This is a genomic window from Streptomyces sp. NPDC002870 (genome assembly GCF_042888505.1).
Lineage (GTDB): Bacteria > Actinomycetota > Actinomycetes > Streptomycetales > Streptomycetaceae > Streptomyces.
On sequence record NZ_JBIAPW010000014.1, the window covers coordinates 65,504 to 88,973 of the forward strand.

23 protein-coding genes are annotated in these 23,470 nt (G+C 70.5%); 6 read left to right on the forward strand and 17 right to left on the reverse strand.

All coding sequences use genetic code 11. The features are described 5' to 3' along the window. Positions 1-4: 4 nt before the first annotated feature. Both ACFYWY_RS19220 and ACFYWY_RS19225 read right to left on the reverse strand, forming a co-directional pair. A complete protein-coding gene (locus ACFYWY_RS19220; RefSeq protein WP_389187654.1) occupies positions 5-1,327 on the reverse strand; it encodes a S1 family peptidase in 1,323 nt (440 codons plus the stop codon). 98 nt (positions 1,328-1,425) lie between these two features. Then, a complete protein-coding gene (locus ACFYWY_RS19225) occupies positions 1,426-1,761 on the reverse strand; it encodes a hypothetical protein (RefSeq protein ID WP_389187657.1) in 336 nt (111 codons plus the stop codon). Between the two features lie 228 nt (positions 1,762-1,989). Between ACFYWY_RS19225 and ACFYWY_RS19230 the strand changes: the two genes are divergently transcribed. From ACFYWY_RS19230 to ACFYWY_RS19240, 3 genes are read left to right on the forward strand one after another with little or no spacing between them, the layout of a single operon-like run. Continuing rightward, a complete protein-coding gene (locus tag ACFYWY_RS19230) occupies positions 1,990-2,826 on the forward strand; it encodes a Scr1 family TA system antitoxin-like transcriptional regulator (protein ID WP_389187659.1) in 837 nt (278 codons plus the stop codon). Beyond that, entirely contained in the window at positions 2,823-3,059 is a 237-nt protein-coding gene (locus ACFYWY_RS19235; RefSeq protein WP_389187662.1) for a DUF397 domain-containing protein, read from the forward strand. The genes ACFYWY_RS19230 and ACFYWY_RS19235 overlap by 4 nt, the downstream gene beginning before the upstream one ends. A 20-nt stretch (positions 3,060-3,079) precedes the next feature. Continuing rightward, positions 3,080-4,453 carry a cytochrome P450 gene (locus tag ACFYWY_RS19240; RefSeq protein ID WP_389187664.1) on the forward strand — a complete coding sequence of 458 codons (1,374 nt, stop codon included), beginning with the start codon at positions 3,080-3,082 and terminating at the stop codon, positions 4,451-4,453. 55 nt (positions 4,454-4,508) lie between these two features. Here ACFYWY_RS19240 and ACFYWY_RS19245 read toward each other — a convergent pair whose 3' ends face one another. Then, the gene (locus tag ACFYWY_RS19245) at positions 4,509-4,910 is read right to left on the reverse strand and encodes a hypothetical protein (protein ID WP_389187667.1); all 402 of its coding nucleotides are present in this window, start codon (positions 4,908-4,910) and stop codon (positions 4,509-4,511) included. After that, complete coding sequence (locus ACFYWY_RS19250; RefSeq protein WP_389187670.1) at positions 4,907-5,170, reverse strand: hypothetical protein; 264 nt, start codon at positions 5,168-5,170, stop codon at positions 4,907-4,909. The genes ACFYWY_RS19245 and ACFYWY_RS19250 overlap by 4 nt, the downstream gene beginning before the upstream one ends. A gap of 361 nt (positions 5,171-5,531) precedes the next feature. Between ACFYWY_RS19250 and ACFYWY_RS19255 the strand changes: the two genes are divergently transcribed. Next, complete coding sequence (locus ACFYWY_RS19255; protein ID WP_389187673.1) at positions 5,532-7,058, forward strand: substrate-binding domain-containing protein; 1,527 nt, start codon at positions 5,532-5,534, stop codon at positions 7,056-7,058. A 73-nt stretch (positions 7,059-7,131) separates the two neighbouring features. On the opposite strand, the gene ACFYWY_RS19260 is transcribed toward ACFYWY_RS19255, so the two are convergent. Further along, on the reverse strand, positions 7,132-8,076 hold the full coding sequence (locus tag ACFYWY_RS19260) for a LysR substrate-binding domain-containing protein (protein ID WP_389187676.1): 945 nt from the start codon (positions 8,074-8,076) through the stop codon (positions 7,132-7,134). A 90-nt stretch (positions 8,077-8,166) separates the two neighbouring features. Between ACFYWY_RS19260 and ACFYWY_RS19265 the strand changes: the two genes are divergently transcribed. Next, positions 8,167-9,000 carry an oxidoreductase gene (locus ACFYWY_RS19265; RefSeq protein WP_389187678.1) on the forward strand — a complete coding sequence of 278 codons (834 nt, stop codon included), beginning with the start codon at positions 8,167-8,169 and terminating at the stop codon, positions 8,998-9,000. 52 nt (positions 9,001-9,052) lie between these two features. On the opposite strand, the gene ACFYWY_RS19270 is transcribed toward ACFYWY_RS19265, so the two are convergent. Continuing rightward, positions 9,053-10,336 carry an adenylosuccinate synthase gene (locus ACFYWY_RS19270; protein WP_389187681.1) on the reverse strand — a complete coding sequence of 428 codons (1,284 nt, stop codon included), beginning with the start codon at positions 10,334-10,336 and terminating at the stop codon, positions 9,053-9,055. A 153-nt stretch (positions 10,337-10,489) separates the two neighbouring features. Here ACFYWY_RS19270 and ACFYWY_RS19275 point away from each other — a divergent pair, with 153 nt between their 5' ends. Further along, the gene (locus tag ACFYWY_RS19275) at positions 10,490-11,308 is read left to right on the forward strand and encodes a diacylglycerol kinase (protein ID WP_389187684.1); all 819 of its coding nucleotides are present in this window, start codon (positions 10,490-10,492) and stop codon (positions 11,306-11,308) included. Positions 11,309-11,372: 64 nt separating this feature from the next. Here the strand turns inward: ACFYWY_RS19275 and ACFYWY_RS19280 are convergent, their stop codons facing one another. The 11 genes from ACFYWY_RS19280 to fbaA form a co-directional block, all read right to left on the reverse strand. Further along, positions 11,373-12,578 carry a cytochrome P450 gene (locus ACFYWY_RS19280; RefSeq protein WP_389187686.1) on the reverse strand — a complete coding sequence of 402 codons (1,206 nt, stop codon included), beginning with the start codon at positions 12,576-12,578 and terminating at the stop codon, positions 11,373-11,375. 167 nt (positions 12,579-12,745) lie between these two features. Then, positions 12,746-13,405 (reverse strand): response regulator, encoded by a 660-nt coding sequence (locus tag ACFYWY_RS19285; RefSeq protein WP_389187689.1) that lies wholly within the window; start codon positions 13,403-13,405, stop codon positions 12,746-12,748. After that, complete coding sequence (locus tag ACFYWY_RS19290) at positions 13,402-14,775, reverse strand: sensor histidine kinase (RefSeq protein WP_389187692.1); 1,374 nt, start codon at positions 14,773-14,775, stop codon at positions 13,402-13,404. Before ACFYWY_RS19290 ends, ACFYWY_RS19285 begins: the two co-directional genes overlap by 4 nt. Positions 14,776-14,897: 122 nt before the next feature. Next, complete coding sequence (locus ACFYWY_RS19295) at positions 14,898-15,743, reverse strand: NAD(P)H-binding protein (protein ID WP_389187695.1); 846 nt, start codon at positions 15,741-15,743, stop codon at positions 14,898-14,900. Positions 15,744-15,794: 51 nt separating this feature from the next. Beyond that, positions 15,795-16,664, reverse strand: coding sequence for an alpha/beta hydrolase family protein (locus ACFYWY_RS19300; RefSeq protein ID WP_389187698.1), 870 nt, complete (start codon positions 16,662-16,664; stop codon positions 15,795-15,797). 177 nt (positions 16,665-16,841) lie between these two features. Then, positions 16,842-18,035, reverse strand: coding sequence for a kynureninase (kynU, locus tag ACFYWY_RS19305; RefSeq protein ID WP_389187700.1), 1,194 nt, complete (start codon positions 18,033-18,035; stop codon positions 16,842-16,844). Continuing rightward, positions 18,028-18,849, reverse strand: a complete 822-nt coding sequence (locus ACFYWY_RS19310; protein WP_389187703.1) for a tryptophan 2,3-dioxygenase family protein — start codon at positions 18,847-18,849, stop codon at positions 18,028-18,030. Before ACFYWY_RS19310 ends, kynU begins: the two co-directional genes overlap by 8 nt. A 100-nt stretch (positions 18,850-18,949) precedes the next feature. Continuing rightward, positions 18,950-19,873: a DUF3152 domain-containing protein gene (locus ACFYWY_RS19315; protein WP_389187706.1), complete on the reverse strand. Its 924-nt coding sequence runs from the start codon at positions 19,871-19,873 to the stop codon at positions 18,950-18,952. Between the two features lie 150 nt (positions 19,874-20,023). Then, entirely contained in the window at positions 20,024-20,437 is a 414-nt protein-coding gene (locus ACFYWY_RS19320; RefSeq protein WP_389187709.1) for a DUF3151 domain-containing protein, read from the reverse strand. 148 nt (positions 20,438-20,585) lie between these two features. Further along, the gene (locus tag ACFYWY_RS19325; RefSeq protein WP_389187712.1) at positions 20,586-22,046 is read right to left on the reverse strand and encodes an MFS transporter; all 1,461 of its coding nucleotides are present in this window, start codon (positions 22,044-22,046) and stop codon (positions 20,586-20,588) included. Between the two features lie 156 nt (positions 22,047-22,202). Next, positions 22,203-23,225 carry a class II fructose-bisphosphate aldolase gene (gene fbaA, locus ACFYWY_RS19330; RefSeq protein ID WP_389187715.1) on the reverse strand — a complete coding sequence of 341 codons (1,023 nt, stop codon included), beginning with the start codon at positions 23,223-23,225 and terminating at the stop codon, positions 22,203-22,205. Positions 23,226-23,470: the final 245 nt, after the last annotated feature.

The window sequence follows — 23,470 nt, forward strand, 5'->3', positions numbered from 1 at the left end:
GACCTCAGCCCCAGCTCGCGCTGTAGAAGCTACGGAAGTTCCTGCGCTCCTGGGCCGACAGAATCCAGCGGGCGGCCACGAGTCCGACCAGACTCGCGCCGATGACGACCAGCCCCGGGCCGAGACTTCCGAATTCCGTGATCCCGGTGACCCTTCTCGTTCCGTCCGCCAGCCCGGAAGACCCGGGCGACGCCGGCGGGACTGCTCCGGCGGTGGCCGATGGGGCGGGGGCGGTCCCGTCATCACCGCCGCCGGAAGCCGGAGGGGCGGCCACCAGGCTCACCCCGAGGGCTTCCAGGGCCTTGGTCGCGGGCTGGAAGAACGTCGTGCCCCCGCTGTCGCAGTCCCCGCTGCCACCCGAGGTCATGCCCAGCGCCAGCCCCTCCGAGAACAGCGGGCCCCCGCTGTCCCCGGACTCGGCGCAGACCGTGGTCTCGATCAGGCCGGTGACGGTGCCCTCGGGGTAATTCACCGTCGCGTTCAACGCGGTCACCTGTCCGGAGCGGAACCCCGTGGTGCTGCCGCTGCGGAAGACGCGCTGACCGACGACGGGATCGGCAGCGCCGATGATCCGCACCCCCCGGCCGTCGCCGATGCCCACGACGTTGGTCACGTCGACCGGCTCGCCACTCTCGTACCGCACGAGGGAGTAATCGGCGCCCGGGAAGGAGGAGTCCGTCGTGGTGCCGACCAGCTCGGCGCGCCGACCGTCCTGGAACCAGGTGGTGCCGACGGGGCCGCAGTGCCCGGCCGTGAGTATGAAGTTGTTCTGGCCGTCGGTCACATTGAAGCCCACGGAGCAGCGGCCGTCGCCGGAGAAGACCGGGAGGCCATCGCTCACCCTGGTGGTGAAGGCGCCCTCGGTCCGTTCCATGTGGACGGAGCCGCCGATCCCCTCGGCGACGTCGGACATGCGCGACCAGTCGTCGGCGGAGACGGTGCTGTCGGCGCGCACCATGACCCTGTTGGACGCGTAGTCCACCGCCCAAGCGGTACCGGCCACCCGGGGCGCCGAGCTCAGGGCCTCGGTGGCCGAGCGGAGTTCCCCCATGCTGTAGCGCACGACTTCGGCGCGCGCCCCCGCCTCCCGCACCTCGTCCGCCGCGTCCGCGTCGGTGACCGCGACGACCGGGCGCCCGTCGGCCCCCATCCAGCTCCCCGCGGTACGGGACGCACCGAGCTGGGAGACCAGACTCGCGACCGGATCGGCGGACGGGGCGGGCGGTTCGCTCGCCACGGCGTTCGAGACCATCAGCCCGCCGCAGACCAACCCGCCGACGGCCGCCAGCCGCGCGATCCGCTGGAGTTTGCGTCGTGCGTGCCTCATACGCGGCCCCAAGGTCGTACCGACATAGCGTCACAAGCCCGTGGGCCCCTGAAACCAGGGGCCCCCACACCTCAGTACGTGCCGCTCCGCCGGACTGTTCAACTCAGGAGCGCGGACGCGGCGCTGAGGAGAAGGAGCGGGTGTACGAACCGGTCCGCCTCGACTGGCGGGAAACGCCAGGACAGCGGCCAGGTGCGGCCGCGCAGGGCGGGCACGGGGACGTAGCTGACGTGCGCAGGGCCCGAGTTGAGCCGGGTAACCCCGCGCGGCCAGGCGCGGTACGACGTACTGCCCGCCGGTACGAGGAAGTACAAGGACCGTCTCCCGTGCGCCTCGATGACGACCGGCCCGGGGTCGCCGCCGGTCATCGCCTCCAGGAGATCGGCGAGTCGGCGACCGTCTTCGTCGTCGACCCGGACGGCGTCGAATTGCACGCCGGCCTTACGGAGCTGGAATCCGGAAGCCGGAATCCAATCGAGGTTTAGTTGGCGACTTTGCGTATCCACACGGACAGTCTGGGTGACCTTGGCTAGCGTTTTCCATGACTCGCAGGGGGCGTCGGGCAGGGGTTGACCTGCGCGAACTTCCTTTGGGGCGGGTTGAATTCGGCGGGGACTGGTTGAGACCGGTTGAGTCCGGTTGAGTCGAAACGGTGATCGCAAATGGCACGTGCGGAAAACAAGGAAACGGCGGGCCCGGCGACGCGTCTGGTGGCGGGCATCGCCCGCAATATGCGCATCAAGAAGGGGTGGACGCAGGAGCAGGCGGGCAGCGAACTCGGATTCTCGGGAGCGGCGGTGAGCGCGATGGAGACATGCGCGCAGCCCGCGAGCGACGAGATGCTCGTCGCGCTGGAGCGGGTGTTCGGGGACGGGATGGGGATCTTCGAGCAGGCGCGGGAGTATGTACGGCTGGACAAGTACCCGGCGCAGTTCAAGGACTACGCGCTGCTGGAGCAGAGGGCTCTGGGGCTGTCCCTGTACGCAACGTTCGTAGTTCACGGCCTGTTCCAGACGGAGGAGTACGCGCGGGCGCTCATCGGCGGGGGTTATCCGCCGCTCTCCGAGGAGCGGGTGGAGGAGCTGGTCGAGGCGAGGATGGCGCGGAAGGCGCTGTTCGAGCGGGAGCCGGTGGCGCTGATCGAGCTGGTGCTGGAGGAGTCCGTGGTGAGGCGGACGATCGGCGGCGAAGAGGTGATGCGCGGCCAGCTGCTGCACCTGGCGGAGTGTGCGCGAAGGCGCAACGTGACGCTCCAGGTGCTGCCGCTGGACTGCGGCTTAAGTGGCGAGCACGCAGGCGCCCACAGCGAGTTGACTCTGGTGGAAACCCCGGAACACGACCACCTGGTGTACCTGGAGGCGCAGGACGAAAGCCTGCTGATCAAGGACCCTGCAAAGGTGAGCACATGTGCCCAGCGGTATGCGAAGATCCGGGCACAGGCCCTGGGTCCTCGTGAATCGCTGGGCCTCATCGAGCGGTTGGCAGGAGAGCATCCATGAGCAGCACCCTGCGGTGGTTCAAGTCCAGCTACAGCAGCGCCAGCGGCGGCGAGTGCGTCGAGATCGCCTTCGACTGGCGCAAGTCCTCGTACAGCGATGACAGCGGTGGCAGCTGCGTAGAGGTCGCCGCCTGCCCCCACACCGTCCACATCCGCGACTCCAAGGTCACCGACGGCCCCACCTTCGCCGTCGCCCCCACCGCCTGGACGAACTTCCTCGACTGGGCGAGCTGAACCCGTACGCAGGAGGAGCCATGACGACAACGGACACACCGGTACCGGGTCCGGCGGGGCTGCCGTTACTGGGCTCGATGTTCGAGCTCAAGCGGGACTCGCTCGGCACCTTCCTCAACGCACAGCGCGAGCACGGCGACGTCGTCAGGATCACCGCGGGCCCGCCCGGGCTGCGGGCCGAGCTGTACGCGGTGTTCTCCGCGGAGGGCGCACAGCAGGTGCTGGCGACGGAATCGGCCAACTTCCGTAAGGACAACGCCTTTTACCAGGAAGTCCGGGAGTCGTTCGGCAATGGCCTGCTGACCAGCCAGGACGACGACTACCTCCGGCAGCGGCGGCTCGTGCAGCCGCTGTTCACCCGCCGCCGGGTCGACGGCTACGCCGACGCCGTCACCGCCGAGACCTCGGCTCTGCTCTCCACCTGGCGCACCGCCCCGGACGCCACGGTGGACGTCGTCGCCGAGACGACCCGGCTCACGCTGCGGGCGGTCGCCCGCATCCTGTTCGGCACGGACGTCGACGCGGCGGTCGACGTCGTGCAGCGCTGTTTCCCGATCATCGGGGAGTACACGCTCACCCGCGGCTACTCCCCCGCCAACTTCCCGCGCAGCTGGCCGACTCCCGCCAACCGGCGGGCCGCCGCCGCGATGGAGGAGCTGTACGCGGTGTGCGACGGGATCGTCGAGAAGCGGCGCGCGGAGGGGGATGCGGCACAGGGCGAGGATCTGCTGACTCTCCTCTCCCAGGCCGAGAGCGCGGAGGACGGGTCCCTCGACGCGTCCGAGATCCGCGACCAGGTACTGGTGTTCCTGCTCGCGGGGCATGAGACGACGGCCACGTCGCTCGCGTTCGCGCTGCATCTGCTGGCCCGCCACCCCGAGCAGCAGGCACGGGCGCGGGACGAGGTCGTACGCGTACTGAACGGACGGACACCAGGAGCCGCGGATCTCGACGCACTCCCGTATCTGACGCAGGTGCTGAAGGAGGCGATGCGCCTCTATCCGGCGGGTCCGGTCATCGGCCGCCGGGCGGTCGCAGCGGCGGAGGTCGGGGGGCACACGATCCCGGCCGGCGCGGATGTGATCGTCGCGCCCTGGGTGACGCACCGGCATCCGGGGTACTGGGACGATCCGGAGCGCTTCGACCCGGAACGGTTCACGCCGGAGCGGGAGAAGGAGCGGCCGCGGTACGCGTGGTTCCCGTTCGGCGGCGGACCGCGTGCGTGCATCGGCCAGCACTTCTCGATGCTGGAGTCGGTGCTGGCGCTGGCGATGATCCTTCGGGAGTACGAGCTGGACGCCGTCGACGTCGATGTCCCGGTCGACACGGGGATCACCCTGCGCGCGGCGGGCCCGGCGCGGTGCGCGCTGCGCCGCGTGGACGGGTCTCAGTGACCTGACGCGAAGGCGCGGGGCTCGGACGGTTCCGGGCCCCGCGCCTGGTAAGCGGTCAGCGCTGTTCGGGCAGCCTGATCGTCCGTACCAGCGGCATGTCCGCGTACAGTTCTGGCTCGGCCGTCACCACAGGTCGGCCGTCCGGCCAGTCGATCGACGGGCGGGACAGGTGGATCGCGTGGCCCAGCCGCCACTCCACCCCGTCACGAATCAGTGCGCCCACTGCGCATACACCCGAGAAGTCCAGCTCCACGATCTCGGCAGCGGGCAACGCGCCCACGTGCTCGGCCAGCCCCTTCCGCATGCCGTCGGCTGCCATCAGGGAGAGAGCGGGTACGTACACGTGCCGAGTGGGGCCGTGCTCGGTGTTGGACATGAACTGCGAGGCCAGCCGGTTGCCGGAGCCCAGCGCGAGGAGTGCGGTCTCGTCGTAGACGACTGCGGTGGATCGGTTCACAGGCTGTCCACGGGCCGACCGGCCTCGAGCTCCTGCCAGACCTTTTCGGCCCTGTCGTGGTCCTCGTCCGTGAGCGTCACTCCGAAGTGGGTCTCGCAGTAGGCCTTGGTCTCCTCGTACCGCTTCCTGAGCTCTTCCTTGGTGGGTGTGGCTCCGGCCAGCTCTGCGATGAGATCGCGCATGGTCATGCCGCGCTCCCGGGCAAGCACCAGGAGGCGGTCGCGGACAGCGGGGTCAACCTTGACGGTGGTGTCAGCCATGACGACAGTATACCGGTGGTATACCGTCTCGGGCCGGTCTAACTGGATGGTCACGACGACCTTCCTTCTGTCGGGTCCGGTGACCGTATCGCCACGCACCGTGATCACCGCAAGTGCCAACTGACTATGCCAAACCCGCAGTTCGAATTACCCGATGCCGGAAATCGGTCCTGCCGACCCCTCATTTGCCGAAAATGGGGTCGAATCCACGGGCGGCCGAGCCCGCTCCCCCGTCAGGAGTTCACCCTCCAGGGCGAACTGAACGCTCGGCGAACATCCGGAGTCCGGACGCCAACTCCCCATCCCCGCCGCCCCACTTCCCATACGGTTGCCGCCGCCGAGAGTGCGAGGAGAAGAATCCGTGGAGTGGCTCAGCGCCGAGAACGTCGTCGCCGTCGGCACCGCCGTGCTCGGCATCTTCGCCTCCGCCGCCGTGCTCTGGTACGAACGCCGGGTGCCGCGGCGCAAGCGCATCGGGTATCGCGTCCAGCTGGACACCCCCATCGGCAGCGACGTACGCGCCGGGCGGCCCAACTTCCGGCTCGGGCTGTTCAATGAGGCCCCGGAGATGTCCGACGCCACGCTCGTTCTCCTGCGCATCGAGAACGACGGCTCGCAGAGCATCGCCAACGACGACTACACCGGACGTGAAGTCCACGGCCTGACCGCCGAGTTCACCGACCGGACCGTACGGGCCATCGCCGTCACCCAGCCCCCGGGCGCCGAGTATCTGATGGACCACTTCACCCCGGCCGCGGGCATGCGCCACACCGGCAGCACGATCCATCTGCCGCGGGTCCCGCTCAACCGGGGCCAGCACTTCAAGCTGCTGGTGCTTCTCACCGGCGGCCCGATCGGCTGCGAGGTCAAGGTCACCGGCGGTATCCGCGACGGGGACGTGATGCCCAACCGCAGCACGACGCCCGACGACAAGGCTCCGCTGTTCAGCCGGGCGGCGCGCTGGATCACCGTGCTGCTGACCGTCTGTGTGGTCACGCTCTCCACGATCATCGTCGTACAGGACGACACCCGGCCCCCGATCGGCTGCGCCAAGGGCACGCTGACGCTGACCGGTTCGACCGCCTTCGCGCCCGTCGTGAAGGAGCTGGCGAAGAAGTACGAGAAGGACTGCGAAGGTTCCACCGTCGTTGTCGACGCGCACGGCAGCACCGCCGGGATAAGGGCGCTCGCAGAGGCGGGCGCACAGGCCAAGAGCGGCGCTCCCGCACTGATCGCCCTCGCCGACGGGCACAAGCCGGGTGGCTATCCGCAGCTGCGGGAGGAGCGCGTCGCCGTCTCCGTCTTCGCTCTCGTCGTCAACGACAAGGTGCCGGTGCGGAATCTGTCGACCGACGACATTCGCAGGCTCTACCGCGGCGAGATCAACAACTGGAACGAGCTGGGCGGGCCCGATATGCCCATCCTGCTGGTGAGCAGGGACGCCAACTCCGGTACCCGCGAGGTCTTCCAGCGCCGGGTGCTGCTGCGGAACGAGCCCGCGAACTCCTCGCGGGACTGCGAGAGCAAGGACGACGGCGAGGCCGAGGTCGTACGCTGCGAGCTCGACAGCACGGAACAGGTGCTGAGCACCGTGGCCCGGCTGCCGGGAGCGATCGGCTACAGCGAACTGCGCGCCGGGACCGGGCTCAAGGGGCTGCACCGGTTGAACATCGACGGAGAACCGCCGTCGGTGGACGACATCGGCGAGAGCGCGTACCCGTACCGGGAGATCGAGTACGCGTACACCTACGGCCAGCCGCCCGCCGACTCGCTCGCCTCCAGTTTCCTCGGCTATATGAGCCGGGGGAACGGGCAGGACGTCATCCGCACGCACGGCCATCTGCCGTGCGCGACGCCGAAGGGGCTGCGGATCTGCGGCGAGGGCTGAGCGGGGGGCTCTCCGGGGCTCCGCCCCGGACCCTCCCCCTACGCCCTGGCGGGCTTGGGGGGACCCCCGCGCCTCATTCGCCGGCCGGGCCGGATTTGCCGGCCGCGACCTGTTCCGCGGACTTTTCCGCGACCTGTCGGGCCGCCAGGACATAGTGGCGCACCAGATCGCGCCGGTCATCAGCCCGCCAGGCGACGGCGAGCCGGCTCGGCGAGACGCCGGTCACGGGGCGGGTGACGACACCGCCCAGGGTGAGCAGCGGCGCGTTGCCCGTGGCCACCAGACATACACCGCGGCCGTCGACGAGCGCCTCGTACGTCTCCTCCGTACCGGCGATCTCCGCGCCGATTCGGGCCGGGCGACCGCCGCGGGCGTCCAGCGCGAGCCAGTAGTCGCGCAGCTCACCGGTGCTCTCCGGCAGCGCCAGGAACGGCTCGTCCAGCAGATCCGCGAAGTCGACCGTCTCCCGCACGGCCAGCGGATGCGTCTCAGGCAGGGCGACGAGGCGCGGCTCTGCGGCCACCACAAGCCACCGGTAGCGGTCCGGGTCCGGGAGCGGCAGCCACACGTACGCCACATCGCTCGTGCCGTCCGCCAGCCCCGCCGTCGCGTCCTCCCAGCCGACCTGGCGCAGCCTGACCTGGGCGTGTGCGCAGGCGGCGGTGAAGCGGGAACGGATCGCGGGCAGCAACCCGCCGCGGCCGGGGCTGGTGCTCATGCCCACCACGAGGGTGGCCTGCTGCTCGGCCTTGGCGCGCTCGACGGCCTCCTCTGCGGCGGCCCAGGCGGCGAGGGTCCGGCGGGCGTGGGGCAGCAGCGCCGTACCGACCGGGGTCAGCCGCACCCCACGACTGTCCCGCTCGAACAGCGGCGCGCCGAGCTGCCGCTCCAGCATCCTGATCTGCTTGCTCAGCGCGGGCTGTGACAGGAACAGCCGCTCGGCCGCGCGGGTGAAGTGAAGCTCCTCGGCCACGCCGACGAAGTACCGGAGATCCCGTCCGTGCACGTCCATAACCATTGGCTATCACGCCAGGTCTTGGACGGCCACTCGCGTCGCGAGGCACGGTGGTTGAGGACTTGGAGAGATCGACGATCGAGGGAGTGACCGATGAACAAGGTCTGGCTGATCACGGGAGCGAACAGCGGCTTCGGCCGGGCGATCGCCGAGGCGGCGGTCGCCGCCGGCGATGTCGTCGTCGCCACCGCCCGCCGCATCGCCACGCTGGACGACGTAGTCGCCGCCCACCCCGGCCAGGTGGAGGCGCTCGCGCTGGACGTCACCGACACCGCCGCGGCCGAGGACGTCGTACGGGATGTGACCGACCGGCACGGCCGGATCGACGTACTGGTCAACAATGCGGGCCGCACCCACGTCGGCGCGGTCGAGGAGACCACAGACGCCGAGCTGCGCTCGCTGTTCGACGTCCATGTCTTCGGCCCCGCCGCGCTGACCCGGGCCGTACTGCCGCATATGCGCGCCCGCCGCTCCGGCGCGATCGTGCAGCTGAGCAGCGTGGGCGGGCAGATGTCCTTCGCCGGTTTCTCCGCGTACAGCGCCACGAAGTTCGCGCTGGAGGGCCTGTCCGAGGCGCTGGCCGACGAGGTGGGGCGGCTGGGCATCAAGGTGCTGATCGTGGAACCGGGGTCCTTCCGCACCAGCCTGTTCGGCAAGAACAGCGCCAGCGCGGAGATCGCCGGTTCGGCGGACTACGAGGAGTCGGTGGGCGCGACCCGGCGGATGGTGGAGACCGGGGACGGCGCGCAGCCGGGCGATCCGGCCAAGGCGGCGACCGCGATCCTCGCGGCACTGGACGCCGAAGAGACGCCGCTGCGGCTGGCGCTCGGGGAGGACTCGATCGACGCGGTGCTCGGCCACCTCGACCAGGTGCGCGCGGACATCACGGCGTGGGAGAAGGTCGGCCGCGACACGCGTTTCGCGTGAGCCCCGCGCCCCGGCGCCCACCAGGGCACCGGGGCGCGTTTCAACTGCCGCCCTACAGGAACGAGTTGATCTGGATCGTCTCGGTACGGCCGGGGCCCACACCGATCGCCGAGATCGGCGCGCCCGACATCTCCTCCAGCGCCTTCACATAGTCCTGCGCGTTCTTCGGCAGGTCCGCGAAGGTCTTGGCCTCTGTGATGTCCTCGGACCAGCCCGGCAGGTACTCGTACACCGGCTTCGCGTGGTGGAAGTCGGTCTGGGAGTACGGGAGTTCCTCGACACGCTTGCCGTCGATCTCGTACGCGACGCAGACCGGGATCTGCTCCCAGCCGGTCAGTACGTCCAGCTTGGTGAGGAAGAAGTCGGTCAGGCCGTTGACCCGGGTCGCGTACCGCGCGATGACCGCGTCGAACCAGCCGCAGCGGCGGTCACGGCCGGTGGTCACCCCCCGCTCGTGCCCGATGCGGCGCAGCGCCTCGCCGTCCTCGTCGAAGAGCTCCGTCGGGAACGGGCCGGCTCCGACACGGGTCGTGTACGCCTTGAGGATGCCGATGACCCGGCTGATCTTCGTCGGGCCGACGCCGGCGCCGGTGCAGGCGCCGCCCGCGGTCGGGTTCGACGAGGTGACGAAGGGATACGTGCCGTGGTCGACGTCGAGCAGCGTGCCCTGGCCGCCCTCGAAGAGGACGACCTTGCCCTCGTCGATCGCGTTGTTCAGGATCAGCGTGGTGTCGGCGACGAACGGCTTGATCTGCTCCGCGTACTGGAGCATCTCTTCGACGATCTTGCCGGCCTCGATGGCGCGTCGGTTGTAGACCTTGGCGAGGAGCTGATTCTTGGACTCCAGCGCCGCCTCGACCTTCTGCTCCAGGATCGACTCGTCGTAGAGGTCCTGGACGCGGATGCCGGTGCGGTTGATCTTGTCGGCGTAGGTCGGGCCGATGCCGCGGCCGGTCGTGCCGATCTTCCGCTTGCCGAGGAACCGTTCCGTCACCTTGTCGATGGTGACGTTGTACGGAGTGATCAAGTGCGCGTTACCGCTGATCAGGAGCTTGGACGTGTCGACACCGCGGTCGTTCAGCCCGCTCAGCTCGGAGAGCAGAACCGCCGGATCCACGACGACGCCGTTGCCGATGACCGGAGTACATCCCGGCGAGAGGATTCCGGAAGGGAGGAGATGCAGCGCATACTTCTGGTCGCCGACGACAACCGTGTGGCCGGCGTTGTTGCCGCCCTGGTAACGCACTACATAATCCACGGATCCACCGAGCAGGTCGGTGGCCTTTCCCTTGCCTTCGTCACCCCACTGAGCACCGAGCAGCACAAGTGCGGGCACAGGCGTACACCCCTTCCGGGCGGGGCAAGACCAAGGTCAGGGGGCCTGAGCCGTGCCTGAGTCTTCGGACCGGTTGCCCCGGAATAGACGAAGCCCCTGGCGCAATAGCGCAAGGGGCTCTTGCACAAAGATGCTACCCGAGGAAGGACCGAGGTGTCGGCTCACGACCAGCTACTGGTGGTCATCGACCCGGTCGCCCGCCGAAGTGACGGCGAGTCCGTGCGAATTGCGAAAGATGTGCTGTGTGGCGGGTCGGAGGCGAAGATCTGCCTCCCCGAGGGGCCGGAGGAATTCGCGCGGGCACTGGCCCGCAGGGGGTCGAGGCGGCCGGTGGTGATCGGTGACGACCGGGCGCTGCTGCGTGCGGTGGCACTGCTGCACCGGGATCGCTGGCTGGGTGACGGGGCGCTGGCGCTGGTGCCGGTGGGGCCGTCGGCCTCCGTGGAACTGGCGCATTCGCTGGGCGTGCCACGGGGGGCGGTGGCGGCGGCACGGGCGGTGCTCGACGGGGCCGTACGCCGTCTCGACCTGCTGGTCGACGAGAGCGACGGGGTGGTGCTGGGGGATCTGTCGATCCCGGCGGCGTCGGCGCGGACGGCTTCCGCGGCGAACGGCGTGTCGGTGTGGGACACCTGCCGCTCGCTGGTCCGCACGCTGGTCCGCACGCCGCCGGCTCCGGTGGTGCGGACGCACCGGCTGCGGGTGGAGGCGGACGGAGTGCTGCTGACGGACCTGGACCAGGTGGTGGAGGCGGTGACGGTGCGGGCGGGAGACGGCCGCGCGGAGGTGGTCGTCCGGCACGGCGCGCATGCGGACCCGGTCATGGCGCGCGCCCTGACGGTGACGGTGTCGGGCGCGGACTTCCGCTACCGGGCGGACGCGCTGGTGACGGGGCCGGTGAGGACGCGGACGTGGACGCTGCGGGCGGGGGCGTGGGGGTTGACGTTGCCGGCGGCGGCGGTGGCGGGGTAGCCGGGGGCGTCGGGCGGCAGGTTGTCCTCAACCGGGGCTCCGCCCCGGACCGGGTGGGGGAGGGTCACAGCTCGACCAGCAGCTCCCTCACGCCCCGGATCACAAACCCCGCCTTCCACTCCGGCTCCCCCGCCAGCCGCATCCCCGGCGCCTCCCGCAGCAACTCGCCGAATGACGCCGCCAGTTCGATACGCGCGAGCGGCGCCCCGAGGCAGTAGTGGATGCCCGCGCCGAAGCTGACGTGCGGGTTGTCGGCGCGGGCGAGGTCGAGGGTGTCCGGGTTCTCGAACTTCTCCGGGTCCCGGTTCGCGGAGCCGAAGAGCAGGGCGAGTTCGGAGCCGCGCGGGACGCGGGTCCCGTCGATCTCGATGTCGTCGAGTACCCAGCGTTCGAACAGCTGGAGCGGGGTGTCGTACCGCATCAGCTCCTCCACAGCTGTGGACAGAAGTGTGTGGTCGGCGCGGAGCGCGGCGAGCTGGGCAGGGTTGCGGAAGAGAGTCCACCAGCCGTTCGCGGTGGCGTTGACCGTCGCCTCGTGGCCCGCGTTCAGCAGCAGCACACAGGTGGAGATCATCTCCTGCTCGCTCAGCCGGTCTCCCTCGTCGTGCGCGGCGATGAGCGCGGAGATCAGGTCGCCGCCGGGCGAGGTGCGCCGCTCGGCGATCAACTCCCGTAGATATGCGCTGAATTCGACCGAGGCGCGGACCGCGCGGGCGGCGGTCTCCTCGGACGGATTCAGCTCGTACATCCCGCAGATGTCCGCCGACCAGGGCCGCAGCAGCGCGCGGTCGGACGGCGGAATCCCGAGCATCTCCGCGATGACGGCGACCGGCAGCGGCTCGGCGACCTCGGCGAGCAGATCACCTCCGCCGTTGTCCTTGAGCCGGCCGACAAGCTCGGCCGCGAGCCTGCGCACGGTGGGCACGAGCGCCTCGACGGTGCGCGGCGTGAAGGCCTTCGACACGAGTCGCCGGATGCGAGTGTGGTCGGGAGCCTCGAGGTCGAGCATCCCGTAGTCGTTGAGCGTGTGGAACGGCTCGTGCGCGGCGGGCGGGGGCGTACGCCCGAACTCATCGTGCGTGAAACGGTGCAGGTACGTCCGCCCTAGCCGCCGGTCTCGCAGCAGCGCGGAGACGTCGGCGTGGTGCGGGATCAGCCACTGGCGGGTGGGCTCGTAGTAGTGCACGCGTCCGCGGGCGCGGAGCTCGGCGTAGGCGGGGTAGGGGTCAGCGACGAATGCGGGTGACCAGGGTTCGAAGGCGTCTGCCATACGGGGACGCTAGCCGACGGTGAGCCCGTCCGTCAGGGCCCGGCGTCCCCGGTGCGGGCCCCGCCCGCGGGGTCCGGGGAGACCCCCAGGTCGGACGGGGCCGAGCCCCGAAACCAGCCCCGCCGACCTTTGAGGCGCGGGCCCGGGGGCCGAGCCCCGGGGAGTGCTCAGCCCGGCGTGACCAGCCTCGCCTCGTACGCGAACACCGCCGCCTGCGTACGGTCCCGCAACCCCAGCTTCACCAGCACCCTGCTCACATGCGTCTTGATCGTCGACTCCGCGACCACCAGGTGCGAGGCGATCTCCGCGTTCGACAGACCCTGCGCGATCAGCACCAGCACCTCCGTCTCGCGCTCCGTCAGATCGCCCACCTGGGCCAGCGCCGGCGGGCGCGGGTTCTGGGAGAGCTTCGAGAACTCCGTGATCAGGCGGCGCGTGACCGTCGGCGCCAGCAGCGCCTCGCCCGCCGCCACCACCCGTACACCGTCCGCGAGCTGACGCGCGGACGCGTCCTTCAGCAGGAAGCCGGACGCCCCCGCGCGCAGCGCCTGGTACACGTACTCGTCGAGGTCGAACGTCGTCAGCACCAGCACCTTGGACCCGGGGTGCGCCGCGGCGATCTCGCGGGTCGCCTCGATGCCGTTCAGCTCCGGCATACGGATGTCCATCAGCACCACGTCCGGTGCGAGTTCGGCGACCTTGGCGATCGCCTCGCGGCCGTTCACGGCCTCGCCCACGACCTCGATGTCGGGCATCGCGTTCAGCAGGACCGAGAAGCCCTCGCGGACCATCATCTGGTCGTCGACGACGAGCACGCGGATCGTCATGACGGCTCCTCGTCGGCGGGGACGGCGGCGGTGGCGGCGGGGACGGCCGCGACGGGGATGAAGGCGGTCACCTGGTAGCCGCCGTCCTCCGTCGGCTCCGCGGTCATCTCGCCGTTCAGCATCGTCACCCGCTCCCGCATGCCCGTGATGCCGTGGCCCGCGCCCGGCGACGGTTTCACCAGTCCCCGCGGCGCGGTGTTCACGATGCGCAGGCCGAGGCCGCCGAGTACGTAGGAGATCTCGACCTTCGCCGAGGACCCGGGCGCGTGGCGCAGCGCGTTGCTGAGCGCCTCCTGGACGATCCGGTACGCCGACAGCTCGACGCCCTGCGGCAGATCGCGGACCGCGCCCGTCACCGTCTTCTCCACCTCCAGCCCCGCCTCGCGGACGTTGGAGAGCAGGTTCTCTATGTCGGCGAGCACCGGCTGCGGGGCGTCGGGGGCCTGGTAGTCCTCCGCCCTTACGACACCGAGGACCCGGCGCAGCTCGGTCAGCGCCGCCACCGCGTTCTCGCGGATCGTGGCGAAGGCCTTCTCCAGCTCGGGCGGTGGGTTCTCCACCCGGTAGGGCGCGGCCTCCGCCTGGATCGCGACCACCGACATGTGGTGGGCCACCACGTCGTGCAGCTCGCGGGCGATGGTCGTGCGCTCCTCGAGGAGTGTGCGCCTGTCGCGCTCGACGGCCGTGACGGTCTGCTGCGCCGCGACCTCCTGCTTCGCCTCTCGGCGGACGTGCCGCACGGTCGTCACCAGCAGCACCATCGCCGAGATGAAGAGCATCTGCGGCGTGGTCGACACTCCACCGCGGGAGAGCAGGACCTCGGCGAAGAATCCGAACGCCGCGGTCAGCAGCCACATCCAGGCGGCGGCCCGCGGCCGCGTCCGCACCGCCACCACCGTCATCACCGTCAGGTGCGAGATGAACGAGCTGGGCGTCCACGGCCAGCCCTGCCAGTAGCCGGCCAGCACGCCGACGACGGGTGTGCTGAGCAGGGAGAGCCAGTACGCGCCGACCGGCCTGAGCAGCGTCATCACCATCGCGGCGGCGGGAACGAACCCGGTCACGACGAATTCCGGTCCGGCGCCTCCACTGTCGCCGTCGACATACGCCATGACGAGCACCAAGAACGCCCCGAACACGAGCACGGCGTGCGGGGTCCACCCCGCAAGGTCGCGTATCCGGCCCGGGAGTCGACGGGTGATCGGCCCGTCCGTCCGCCTGCGCGGCAGGGGGCGGTAGGCGAAGGCATCGTGGAAGAGGTCCTGGCGGAGGCCGCTCAGGGCCTCCATGGCCAGGCGGAATTCGGGGGTGCGGGTCTTCTCGGTCACGTACAGAACGGTAAGCGGAAGGACGGACGCGGTCGTCAGCATCGCTACGGATCCTGCCGCGTCCGTCCTGAGTACTACGAGGCGCTACGAGTCGCTACGAAGCGAGACGAAGCGGTACGGGATGTATGTGTCGGTACGGGACGGTATTTGGCGTGGGGCGCTCATTACGCGCGGAACGCGTCCGCGTGCTCCGCCGCCCACTCGGCGAAGGTCCGCGCCGGGCGGCCCGTGACCTTCTCGACGGTGTCGGCGACCGTACGTCCGACGAGCGGCGTGTTCCCGTACGCCTCCAGCAGGAAGCCGATCACATCGTCCGGCTGGCCGGCCGCCTTCCACTGCTCGACAGCCTGCTCCTCGGTCAGCTCGACGAGCCGGATCTCCCGGCCGCGGGTCGCCGCGAGGACCTCCGTCTTGTCCTTCAGGGTCAGTACCTCCGGGCCGGTGACCACGTAGGCCTTGCCGTCGTGGCCGTCCTCGGTGAGCGCCACCGCGGCGACCGCGCCGATGTCGCCCTCGTGGACCATCGCGCTCAGCCTGCCGGTGAACGGCTCCCGCACCTCGTCGTCGCCGCGAATGCCGTCCGCCCACTCCAGCGCGTTCGACATGAATTCCACCGGCATGACCACGGTCCACGCGAAACTGCTCGCGCGCACGGCGTCCTCCAACGGGCTGGGGCCGCCGCCGTGCAGCACGGTGACCCGGCGAACACCCGCCTTGCGGGCCAGTTCGAGAATCTGCGGGCCGGTCTCCAGCGGGGCGAAGTACGGCCCGCCGAAGGTGATCAGATGGAGGCCGGTCACGTTCTCCAGAGCGGGCGTGAGGGATTCGGGGTCGGTGAGATCGCCCTGCGCAACCTCGACGCCGGCGGGGAAATCCGCCTTGGCGGGGTCACGGGTCAGGGCACGGACGGAGTGTCCACGGCGGAGGAGTTCGGCGACGACCTGGCGGCCAACGGTTCCGGTCGCTCCGGTGACCAGGACGATTCCTTCGGTGCTCTCTCGATTCGTCATGTGACGACCGTAGAAAGGCTTGCGGTCATCTTCTGTCCGCAACCGAATGCCTCACCAGGCGAGCTGGTCGATCTCCTCCGCGACGACCGCGCACGCGTCCGCCGCCGGGTCGATGAGCGGGAAGTGCCCGACTTCTTCAAGCAGCGTGAGCCCGACGGTCTCCCCGGCCTTCGCCGCGGCGTCGACGTACGACTCGGAGACGGAGTACGGCACGACGATGTCGACGCGCCCCTGCACGACGGCGGTGGCGATGCCGGTGGGCAGCAGCGCCGCCGGATCGGCGTGCGCACTCCTCGACGCGAACTCCGCCTCCCCGCCGAGGAGCTGGACCACCGCGCCGCCGCACACATCGAGCTCGACGGCCTGCGCGAAGTCCGCAATCGGCGCGAGCGCGACGACCCCGCGCAGCGGGGGCGGCGCGGCCAGCCGCCACGGCGACCCGACGGGCAGCACATGCCGCGCGGCGGCCCACAGCGCGAGCTGTCCGCCCGCGGAATGCCCCGTGACCACCGTGCGCAGGGCATCCGCCTGCGGCAGCGCGCGCCGCGCAAGCCCGGGCAGCGCGTCCATCGCGGCGGCGACATCGTCGAACGTCTCCGGCCACCGCCCGGCCACCGGCTCGCTCCCCCGCTGCTGCGGAATCTCGCTCCCGCGCCGGTATTCGACATTCGCGACGGCGAACCCACGCCGGGCAAGAAAGTCCGCGAAGGGGGTGACATGCTGCCGGTCGTACGCTGCCCGCCACGCCCCACCGTGCAGCACGACGACGAGCGGCGCACTGGCCTGCTCGCCTCGCGGCGCATAGAAGTCGATGACCTGGTCGGGGTGATCCCCGTACGCGACGGAGGCGTCCGGCGCGACGGCAGGATGCGAGAGGAGCGACTCGGCCTCGGCGGCGTCACGGGCGACAGGGTCCGGCATTGCTGCTGCTCCAACCTTCCGACGGAGTGGCGGGATTGACCGCGGAGTCGGCCGCGGAGTCGGCCGAGCAACCGACCGCGAACCGACCGCGGAGTCGACCGCGGACCGACCGCGAAATTGACCTGACCAGCGGGAAGGTACCAGTCTCCCCGCTGGTCGGTTCAGCTCGGCGCAGCGTCAGGCGGCAAGTACCTCCGCCAGGACCGACGCCGCCCGCTCCGTGTCGCCGAAGCCCACGTACAGCGGCGTGAACCCGAACCGCAGCACATCCGGCCTGCGCAGGTCCCCCACCACTCCGCGGGCGATCAGCTTCTCCATCACCGACGGGGCGTCCGCGCAGCGCAGTGCGATCTGGCTGCCGCGCGACGCGTGGGCCGACGGGGTCATGGAAGCGACCCGGCCTTCCGGGACGTACGACTCGACGCACTCCAGGAAGAAGTCCGTCAGGGCCAGGCTCTTCGCCCGTACCGAGTCGATCGAGATGCCGTCCCAGACGTCGAGCGCCGCCTCCAGGGCCAGCATCGACAGGATGTCGGGCGTCCCGACCCGGCCGCGGGTCGCGCCCGGCGCCGGCCTGAAGTCGGTCGTCATCGCGAACGGGTCCGAGTGCGAGTTCCAGCCCGGCAGCGGGGAGTCGAACGCGGCCTGGTGGCGCTGGGCGACGTACAGATACGCCGGTGAACCCGGGCCGCCGTTCAGATACTTGTAGGTGCAGCCGACCGCCAGGTCCACGCCGTGGGCGTCCAGGCCGACCGGGAGGGCGCCCGCCGTGTGGCAGAGGTCCCAGACCGCGAGGGCGCCCGCCTCATGGATCGCCGCGGTGAGGGACGGCAGGTCGTGGAGGCGGCCCGTGCGGTAGTCGACGTGGTTGAGCAGCGCGGCCGCCGTACGCGGGCCGAGCGCGGCGGGCAGATCGGCAGGCGCGACCGGGACCAGGCGCTTGCCCGTGAGCCGGGCCGCCGACTCGGCGATGTAGCCGTCCGTGGGGAAGGTCGTCGCGTCGACCAGGATGTCCGTACGGGAGTCGTCCCCGCACAGCCGTACCGCTCCCACAACCGCCTTGAAAACGTTGACACTTGTGGAGTCACCCACCACCACCTGGCCCGGGCCCGCGCCCACCAGCGGTGCGATCCGGTCACCGATCCGCTCCGGCGCCGTCCACCAGCCGCTCTCGTCCCACGAGCGGATCCGCAGCTCGCCCCACTGCCGGGTCACTGCATCCGCGACCCGCTCGGGCACATGTGCCGGCAGCGCGCCGAGGGAGTTCCCGTCGAGATAGACCGTCTCATCGAGCGCGAACAGCTTGCGCACGCCGGCCAGTTCGTCTGCGGCGTCCAGCGCCGCGGCCTTCACGGCCAGTGACTCAGACATGGCTGCGCGCCGTCCACAGCTCCGGGAAGACGTTCTTGCGGGCCCGCTTCTCCAGCCAGGCAACCCCCGCCGAACCGCCCGTACCCGCCTTGGAGCCCATCGCCCGCCGCGTCGCCACCAGATGGTCGTTGCGCCAGCGCCACACCAGCTCGCCGACATCCGTCAACGCCTCGCCGAGCCGCACCAGTTCGGTGTCCTGGTCCGCGCCGCCGTACACCGCGGCCCAGATCTCCTCGATCTCCTCCGACGGCTCGTACTTCTGCGAGAGATCCCGGTCGAGGACCGCGGACGGCACCGGCAGCCCGCGCCGCGCGAGCAGCCTCAGCACCTCGTCGTACAGGCTCGGCTCCTGCAGCGCCTTCTCCAGCTCCGCGTGGACGCGCGGCGCGCCCCGGTGCGGCACCAGCATGGACGCGGACTTCTCGCCGAGCAGGAACTCCATGCGCCGGTACATCGCGGACTGGAAGCCGGAGCCCTCGCCCAAGGCACTGCGGTACGCGTTGAACTGGGCGGGCGTCAGGTGCGCGAGCGGCTTCCAGGAGGCGTTGAGCGACTCCAGTTCGTACGTGCTGCGCTTCAGCGCGGCGAGGGCGACCGGCAGATCATCCTCGCGCAGTGCGCGCGCCGCCGTCTCCCACTCGTGGACGATCACGGTGAACCACAGCTCCATCACCTGCGTGGTGACGAGGAAGACCATCTCTCCCGGGTCGTCAGAGAGGGGCTTCTGGAGGTGGGTGAGAACGTCCGCCTGGACATAGTCCTCGTACGGAGTGGTGCCCGCGAAATCAAGGTTCGGGGCCGCGTCATGTGACATCGCTGTCTCCTCGACGTGTCCGGGTAGCGGTCCGCCCCTTCCTGTTGGCTCGGGAGCCCCGGTCCCCACCGGCATCATAGGCCGGTGGCCATCTGGCAGGTCAGAGCGTCGGGCCTGTGATGTACGTCCCGTCCTCTTCGTACGGCCAGGCGTTCGAACGGCAGCCGTCCAGCCCCTTGATCTGCTGCATCATCACCGGCGCGAGCCTGCCCGGGCCCGGGCAGCCCAGGTGGTCGCGGTTGCCGATTTCGTGCCCGACCTCGTGGTTGATGATCAGATGCCGGTACTCCGCGGGCGGGCCGTCGAACTTCGGCGAGCCCAGCATCCAGCGGCGCAGATTCACCACGACGCCGTCGGCGGTCTCGCAGTTCAGCTCGCCGCCGGTGTCGAGGCCCTGCGCGAGGCAGAGCTGGTCCGCCGTGTCCGGCGTGGCGATCCTGATCAGGAAGTCGGCGTCGTCGTCGCCGGAGACCAGCTGGAAGGAGCCACGGCCGTGCGCGGCCCAGCCGCGGGGGTGGGCGAGGATCTGCTGGATCTCGGCGGCGGCGTCCTTCGCCGAGATGTCAATGCCGTTCTCGACCTGGACGCGGTAGCGGCGCAGCGGCCCCGAACCCGTGGCGCTGCCGAATGCCTGCGCGGTGCTGAAGGTGCCCGCGCCGGATGCGGGGACCTTGACCGGCGGCTTCTTCAGCTTCGGCTTCGGCTTCGGCGGCCGGGAGGACGGGGTTGCACGGCCTTGCTCCGGCACCGAGCGGTCGGCGCGGGCCGGGTCGGACGCCTCGGGAGTCACGGTCGGGGACGCGAGCGGGCGGAGGGGGTCGTCGGCCGCCTCGGGCACGGATTCCGCCCGGCCGTGGCAGTGCGCGATGGCCGCGCCGCCGCCGAGCGAGAGGACGACGAGGGCCGCGCCGAGCGGGAGTATCCGGGCGAGCGGGCGGCGGCTGGGTCTCTTGCCGGTGCTGGGTCTCTTGCCGCTGCTACGGCTCCCGCTGCGCCCTCCACGTGCGGCGGCACGCTTGCCCACGACAGACCCCCTCGCTTGCCATCCGACAGGCCGAAGGCCCGTACCCCATGATCAAGACAGGGGATACGGGCCTTCGGTTCCATGCTTCGGCTCAGCGTGCCTGCCTTCAGCTCACCGTTTCCGCCGCTTCAGCCCAGCGTTTCCGCCGCTTCAGCCGAGCGTGTCCGCGGCCGTCTGGGACGAGTCGCGCAGGAACGTCGTGCAGCGCTCGTACTCCTCCTGCTCACCGATCGACTGAGCCGCGCGGGCCAGCGCGTGCAGCGCGCGCAGGAAGCCGCGGTTCGGCTCGTGCTCCCACGGCACCGGGCCGTGGCCCTTCCAGCCGCTGCGCCGCAGCGAGTCGAGGCCGCGGTGGTAGCCCGTGCGGGCGTAGGCGTACGACTCCACGACACGGCCGCCCTCGAAGGCATCGTCGGCGAGCCGGGCCCAGGCCAGCGAGGAAGTCGGGTACTTGGCGGCTACGTCCGCCGGGGCCGTGCCGGCCGCGAGAAGCTCGCGCGGCTCGGGTTCGTCGGGCAGGTGGGTCGGGGGAGGTCCCCCCAGCAGATTTTCATGGTTGACCATGGGTTCCAGTGTCACAGGTCCAGGAGGATCCGTGGAAGCGGTGCGGGGGGGCCGAGCTCCCAATCCAGCCCCGTGGGGGTCCCCCCGGACGAAGTCTGGGGGAGTTTGAGGCGCGGGTCCGGGGCGGAGCCCCGGAGCAAGCCCCCGGTCAGCGCTCGGGCGCCGGCGCCTGCTCCAGCGGCGGCGCCACCACCCCGCAGTTGACCCTGCACTCCGGCCGCACCCCCGCCACCTCCCGCGCAGGCCTCCGCACCGTCGACCACGCGATGAGCGCCCCCACCACCAGCACCCCCGCACACATCGGCATCGCCCGCCGGAACGTCTCCCCGAACTGCTCCGCCGAGCGGTACGCCTCCGGCCCCATCCCGGCCAGCAGCGGCAGAGCCGCCACCGCGAGCAGACCGGCCGCGCGGGCCGCCGCGTTGTTGATGCCGCTCGCGAGCCCCGCCCGCCCCGTTTCCACGGACGCCAGGACGGTCGCGGTCAGCGGCGCGACCAGGGTCACCATGCCCATGCCCATCACCAGCAGCGCGGGCAGCACATCGGCCACGTACGACGCGTTCTCACCCACGCGGAGCATCAGCAGCATCCCGCCCGCGCAGAGCAGCGGCCCCACGGTGAGCGGAATGCGCGGGCCGATCCGCTCCCCCAACTCGCCCGATTTCGCTGACATGAGCAGCATCAGCACCGTGGTGGGCAGCAGCGCGGTCCCGGCGCCGAGTGCCGAGTAGCCCGACACCACCTGGAGTTGCAGGGCGGTCAGGAAGAAGAACCCGGCGAAGGCCGCGTACACGCACACCGTCACCAGATTGACCGCGGTGAACTGCCGTGAGTGGAAAATCGACGGAGGCATCATCGGGTCCGGCCGCCGACGCTCGACCACCACGAAGGCCGCCCCGACGACCACGCCCGCGACGCCCGCCCACACCAACGGCGCGATGAGCCCGTACGTCACCAGCGCCAGCGCCGCCGCGCCGAGCACCGCCCCCAGCACGTCGAACCGGCCGTGGTGCTGCGGGTCGCGCGACTCCGGCACATGCTTCAGCGCGACCGGTACGCACACCGCGGCCAGCGGCACATTGATCAGGAAGATCCAGCGCCAGCCGGGCCCGTCGACGAGCCAGCCGCCGAGGAACGGCCCGACCGCCGCGCCGACGCCGCCGAGCCCCGACCAGAGCCCCACCGCGCGGGCCCGGTCCTCCGGGTGGAAGCTCGCCTGGATCAGGGCGAGCGACCCCGGCGTGAGCAGCGCCGCGCCGATGCCCTGCAAGGCGCGGGCGGCCACCAGGAGAATGTCGTTCGGTGCGAGGCCGCAGAGCAGCGAGCCAAGGGCGAACCAGATCGTGCCGAAGACGAAGACCCTCCGCCGCCCGTAGCGGTCGCCGAGCGCCCCGCCGAGCAGGATCAGCCCGGCCAGGGTGAGCGTGTAGGCGTTGACGGTCCACTGGAGGACCGCCATGTCGGCGTCGAGGTCCTCTCCGATGCGGGGTAGTGCGACATTGACGACGGTCGAGTCGAGCAGCGCCATGCTCGACCCGAGCACGGTCGTGAGAATCACCCAGCGGCCGGTGGCCGTGGAAAGCCGGATACCACCCGGACTGTTGTCCATAGCCGGATCATCCCAGCCGCCCCCGGCTGGGACGCGTCGGCGGAGGGCACGGATCCGGGCGTCCACCGCGACCCCTTCCGGGACATGCAGCCGGGCCCGGCACCCCGTGAAGGGGGTGCCGGGCCCGGCTGCGTTCAGGCTGCGTACTGAGCGCTCTTACTTGAGCTTGGTGCCCGTGGAGCGCAGGGCCGCACAGGCCTCGGTGACACGCTTGGCCATGCCGGCCTCGGCCGCCTTGCCCCAGGTGCGCGGGTCGTAGGTCTTCTTCGAGCCGACCTCGCCGTCGACCTTCAGGACGCCGTCGTAGTTCTTGAACATGTGGTCCGCTACGGGGCGGGTGAAGGCGTACTGGGTGTCGGTGTCGAGGTTCATCTTCACGACGCCGTTCTCCAGCGCGGTGGCGATCTCCTCGGCCGTGGAGCCGGAGCCGCCGTGGAAGACGAAGTCGAACGGCGCGGTCTTGCCGTACTTCTCGCCCACGCCCTGCTGCAGGTCCTTCAGCAGCTCGGGGCGGAGGACGACATTGCCCGGCTTGTAGACGCCGTGGACGTTGCCGAATGAGGCGGCCAGCAGGTAGCGGCCCTTATCGCCCAGACCGAGCGCCTCGGCGGTGCGCAGCGCGTCGTCGACCGTGGTGTACAGCTCATCGTTGATCTCGTGGGTGACGCCGTCCTCCTCGCCGCCGGTCGGGGTGATCTCGACCTCGAGGATGATCTTGGCGGCGGCGGCCTGCGCCAGCAGCTCCTGGCCGATGGCCAGGTTGTCGGCGAGGGTTTCGGCCGAACCGTCCCACATGTGGGACTGGAACAGCGGGTTCTGGCCGCCTGCGACGCGCTCGGCGGAGATGGCGAGCAGCGGGCGGACGTAGCCGTCCAGCTTGTCCTTGGGGCAGTGGTCGGTGTGCAGCGCGACGGTGACGTCGTACTTGGCGGCGACAATGTGCGCGAACTCGGCGAGGGCGACCGCGCCGGTGACCATGTCCTTGTTGTACTGGCCGCCCAGGAACTCGGCACCGCCGGTGGAAATCTGGATGATGCCGTCGCTCTCGGCCTCCGCAAAGCCGCGCAGCGCAGCGTGCAGAGTCTGGGACGAGGTCACGTTGATCGCCGGGTAGGCGAACTTGCCGGCCTTCGCCCGGTCGAGCATCTCGTTGTAGACCTCGGGAGTCGCGATGGGCATATGTCCGCTCCTTGTGATGTGCGGGTGTGTGGTGCTGGCCCTGACCTGGGGGCGACGTCATCGTCGGCGCCTATCTTTCCAGACTCTCGGCTCGACTCCACCAGGCGTGCGGCACGGACATGCGTGAGGGGTGTGGGGGTTGACGGGTAAACCCCCACCCCCCCCCCACACCCCCCGGGCGGGGCGGCTGGGCCGGGCGTACGCGCGGCTGGAGCGGGTAAGCGGTGTCGGTTTTTAAACCCGGC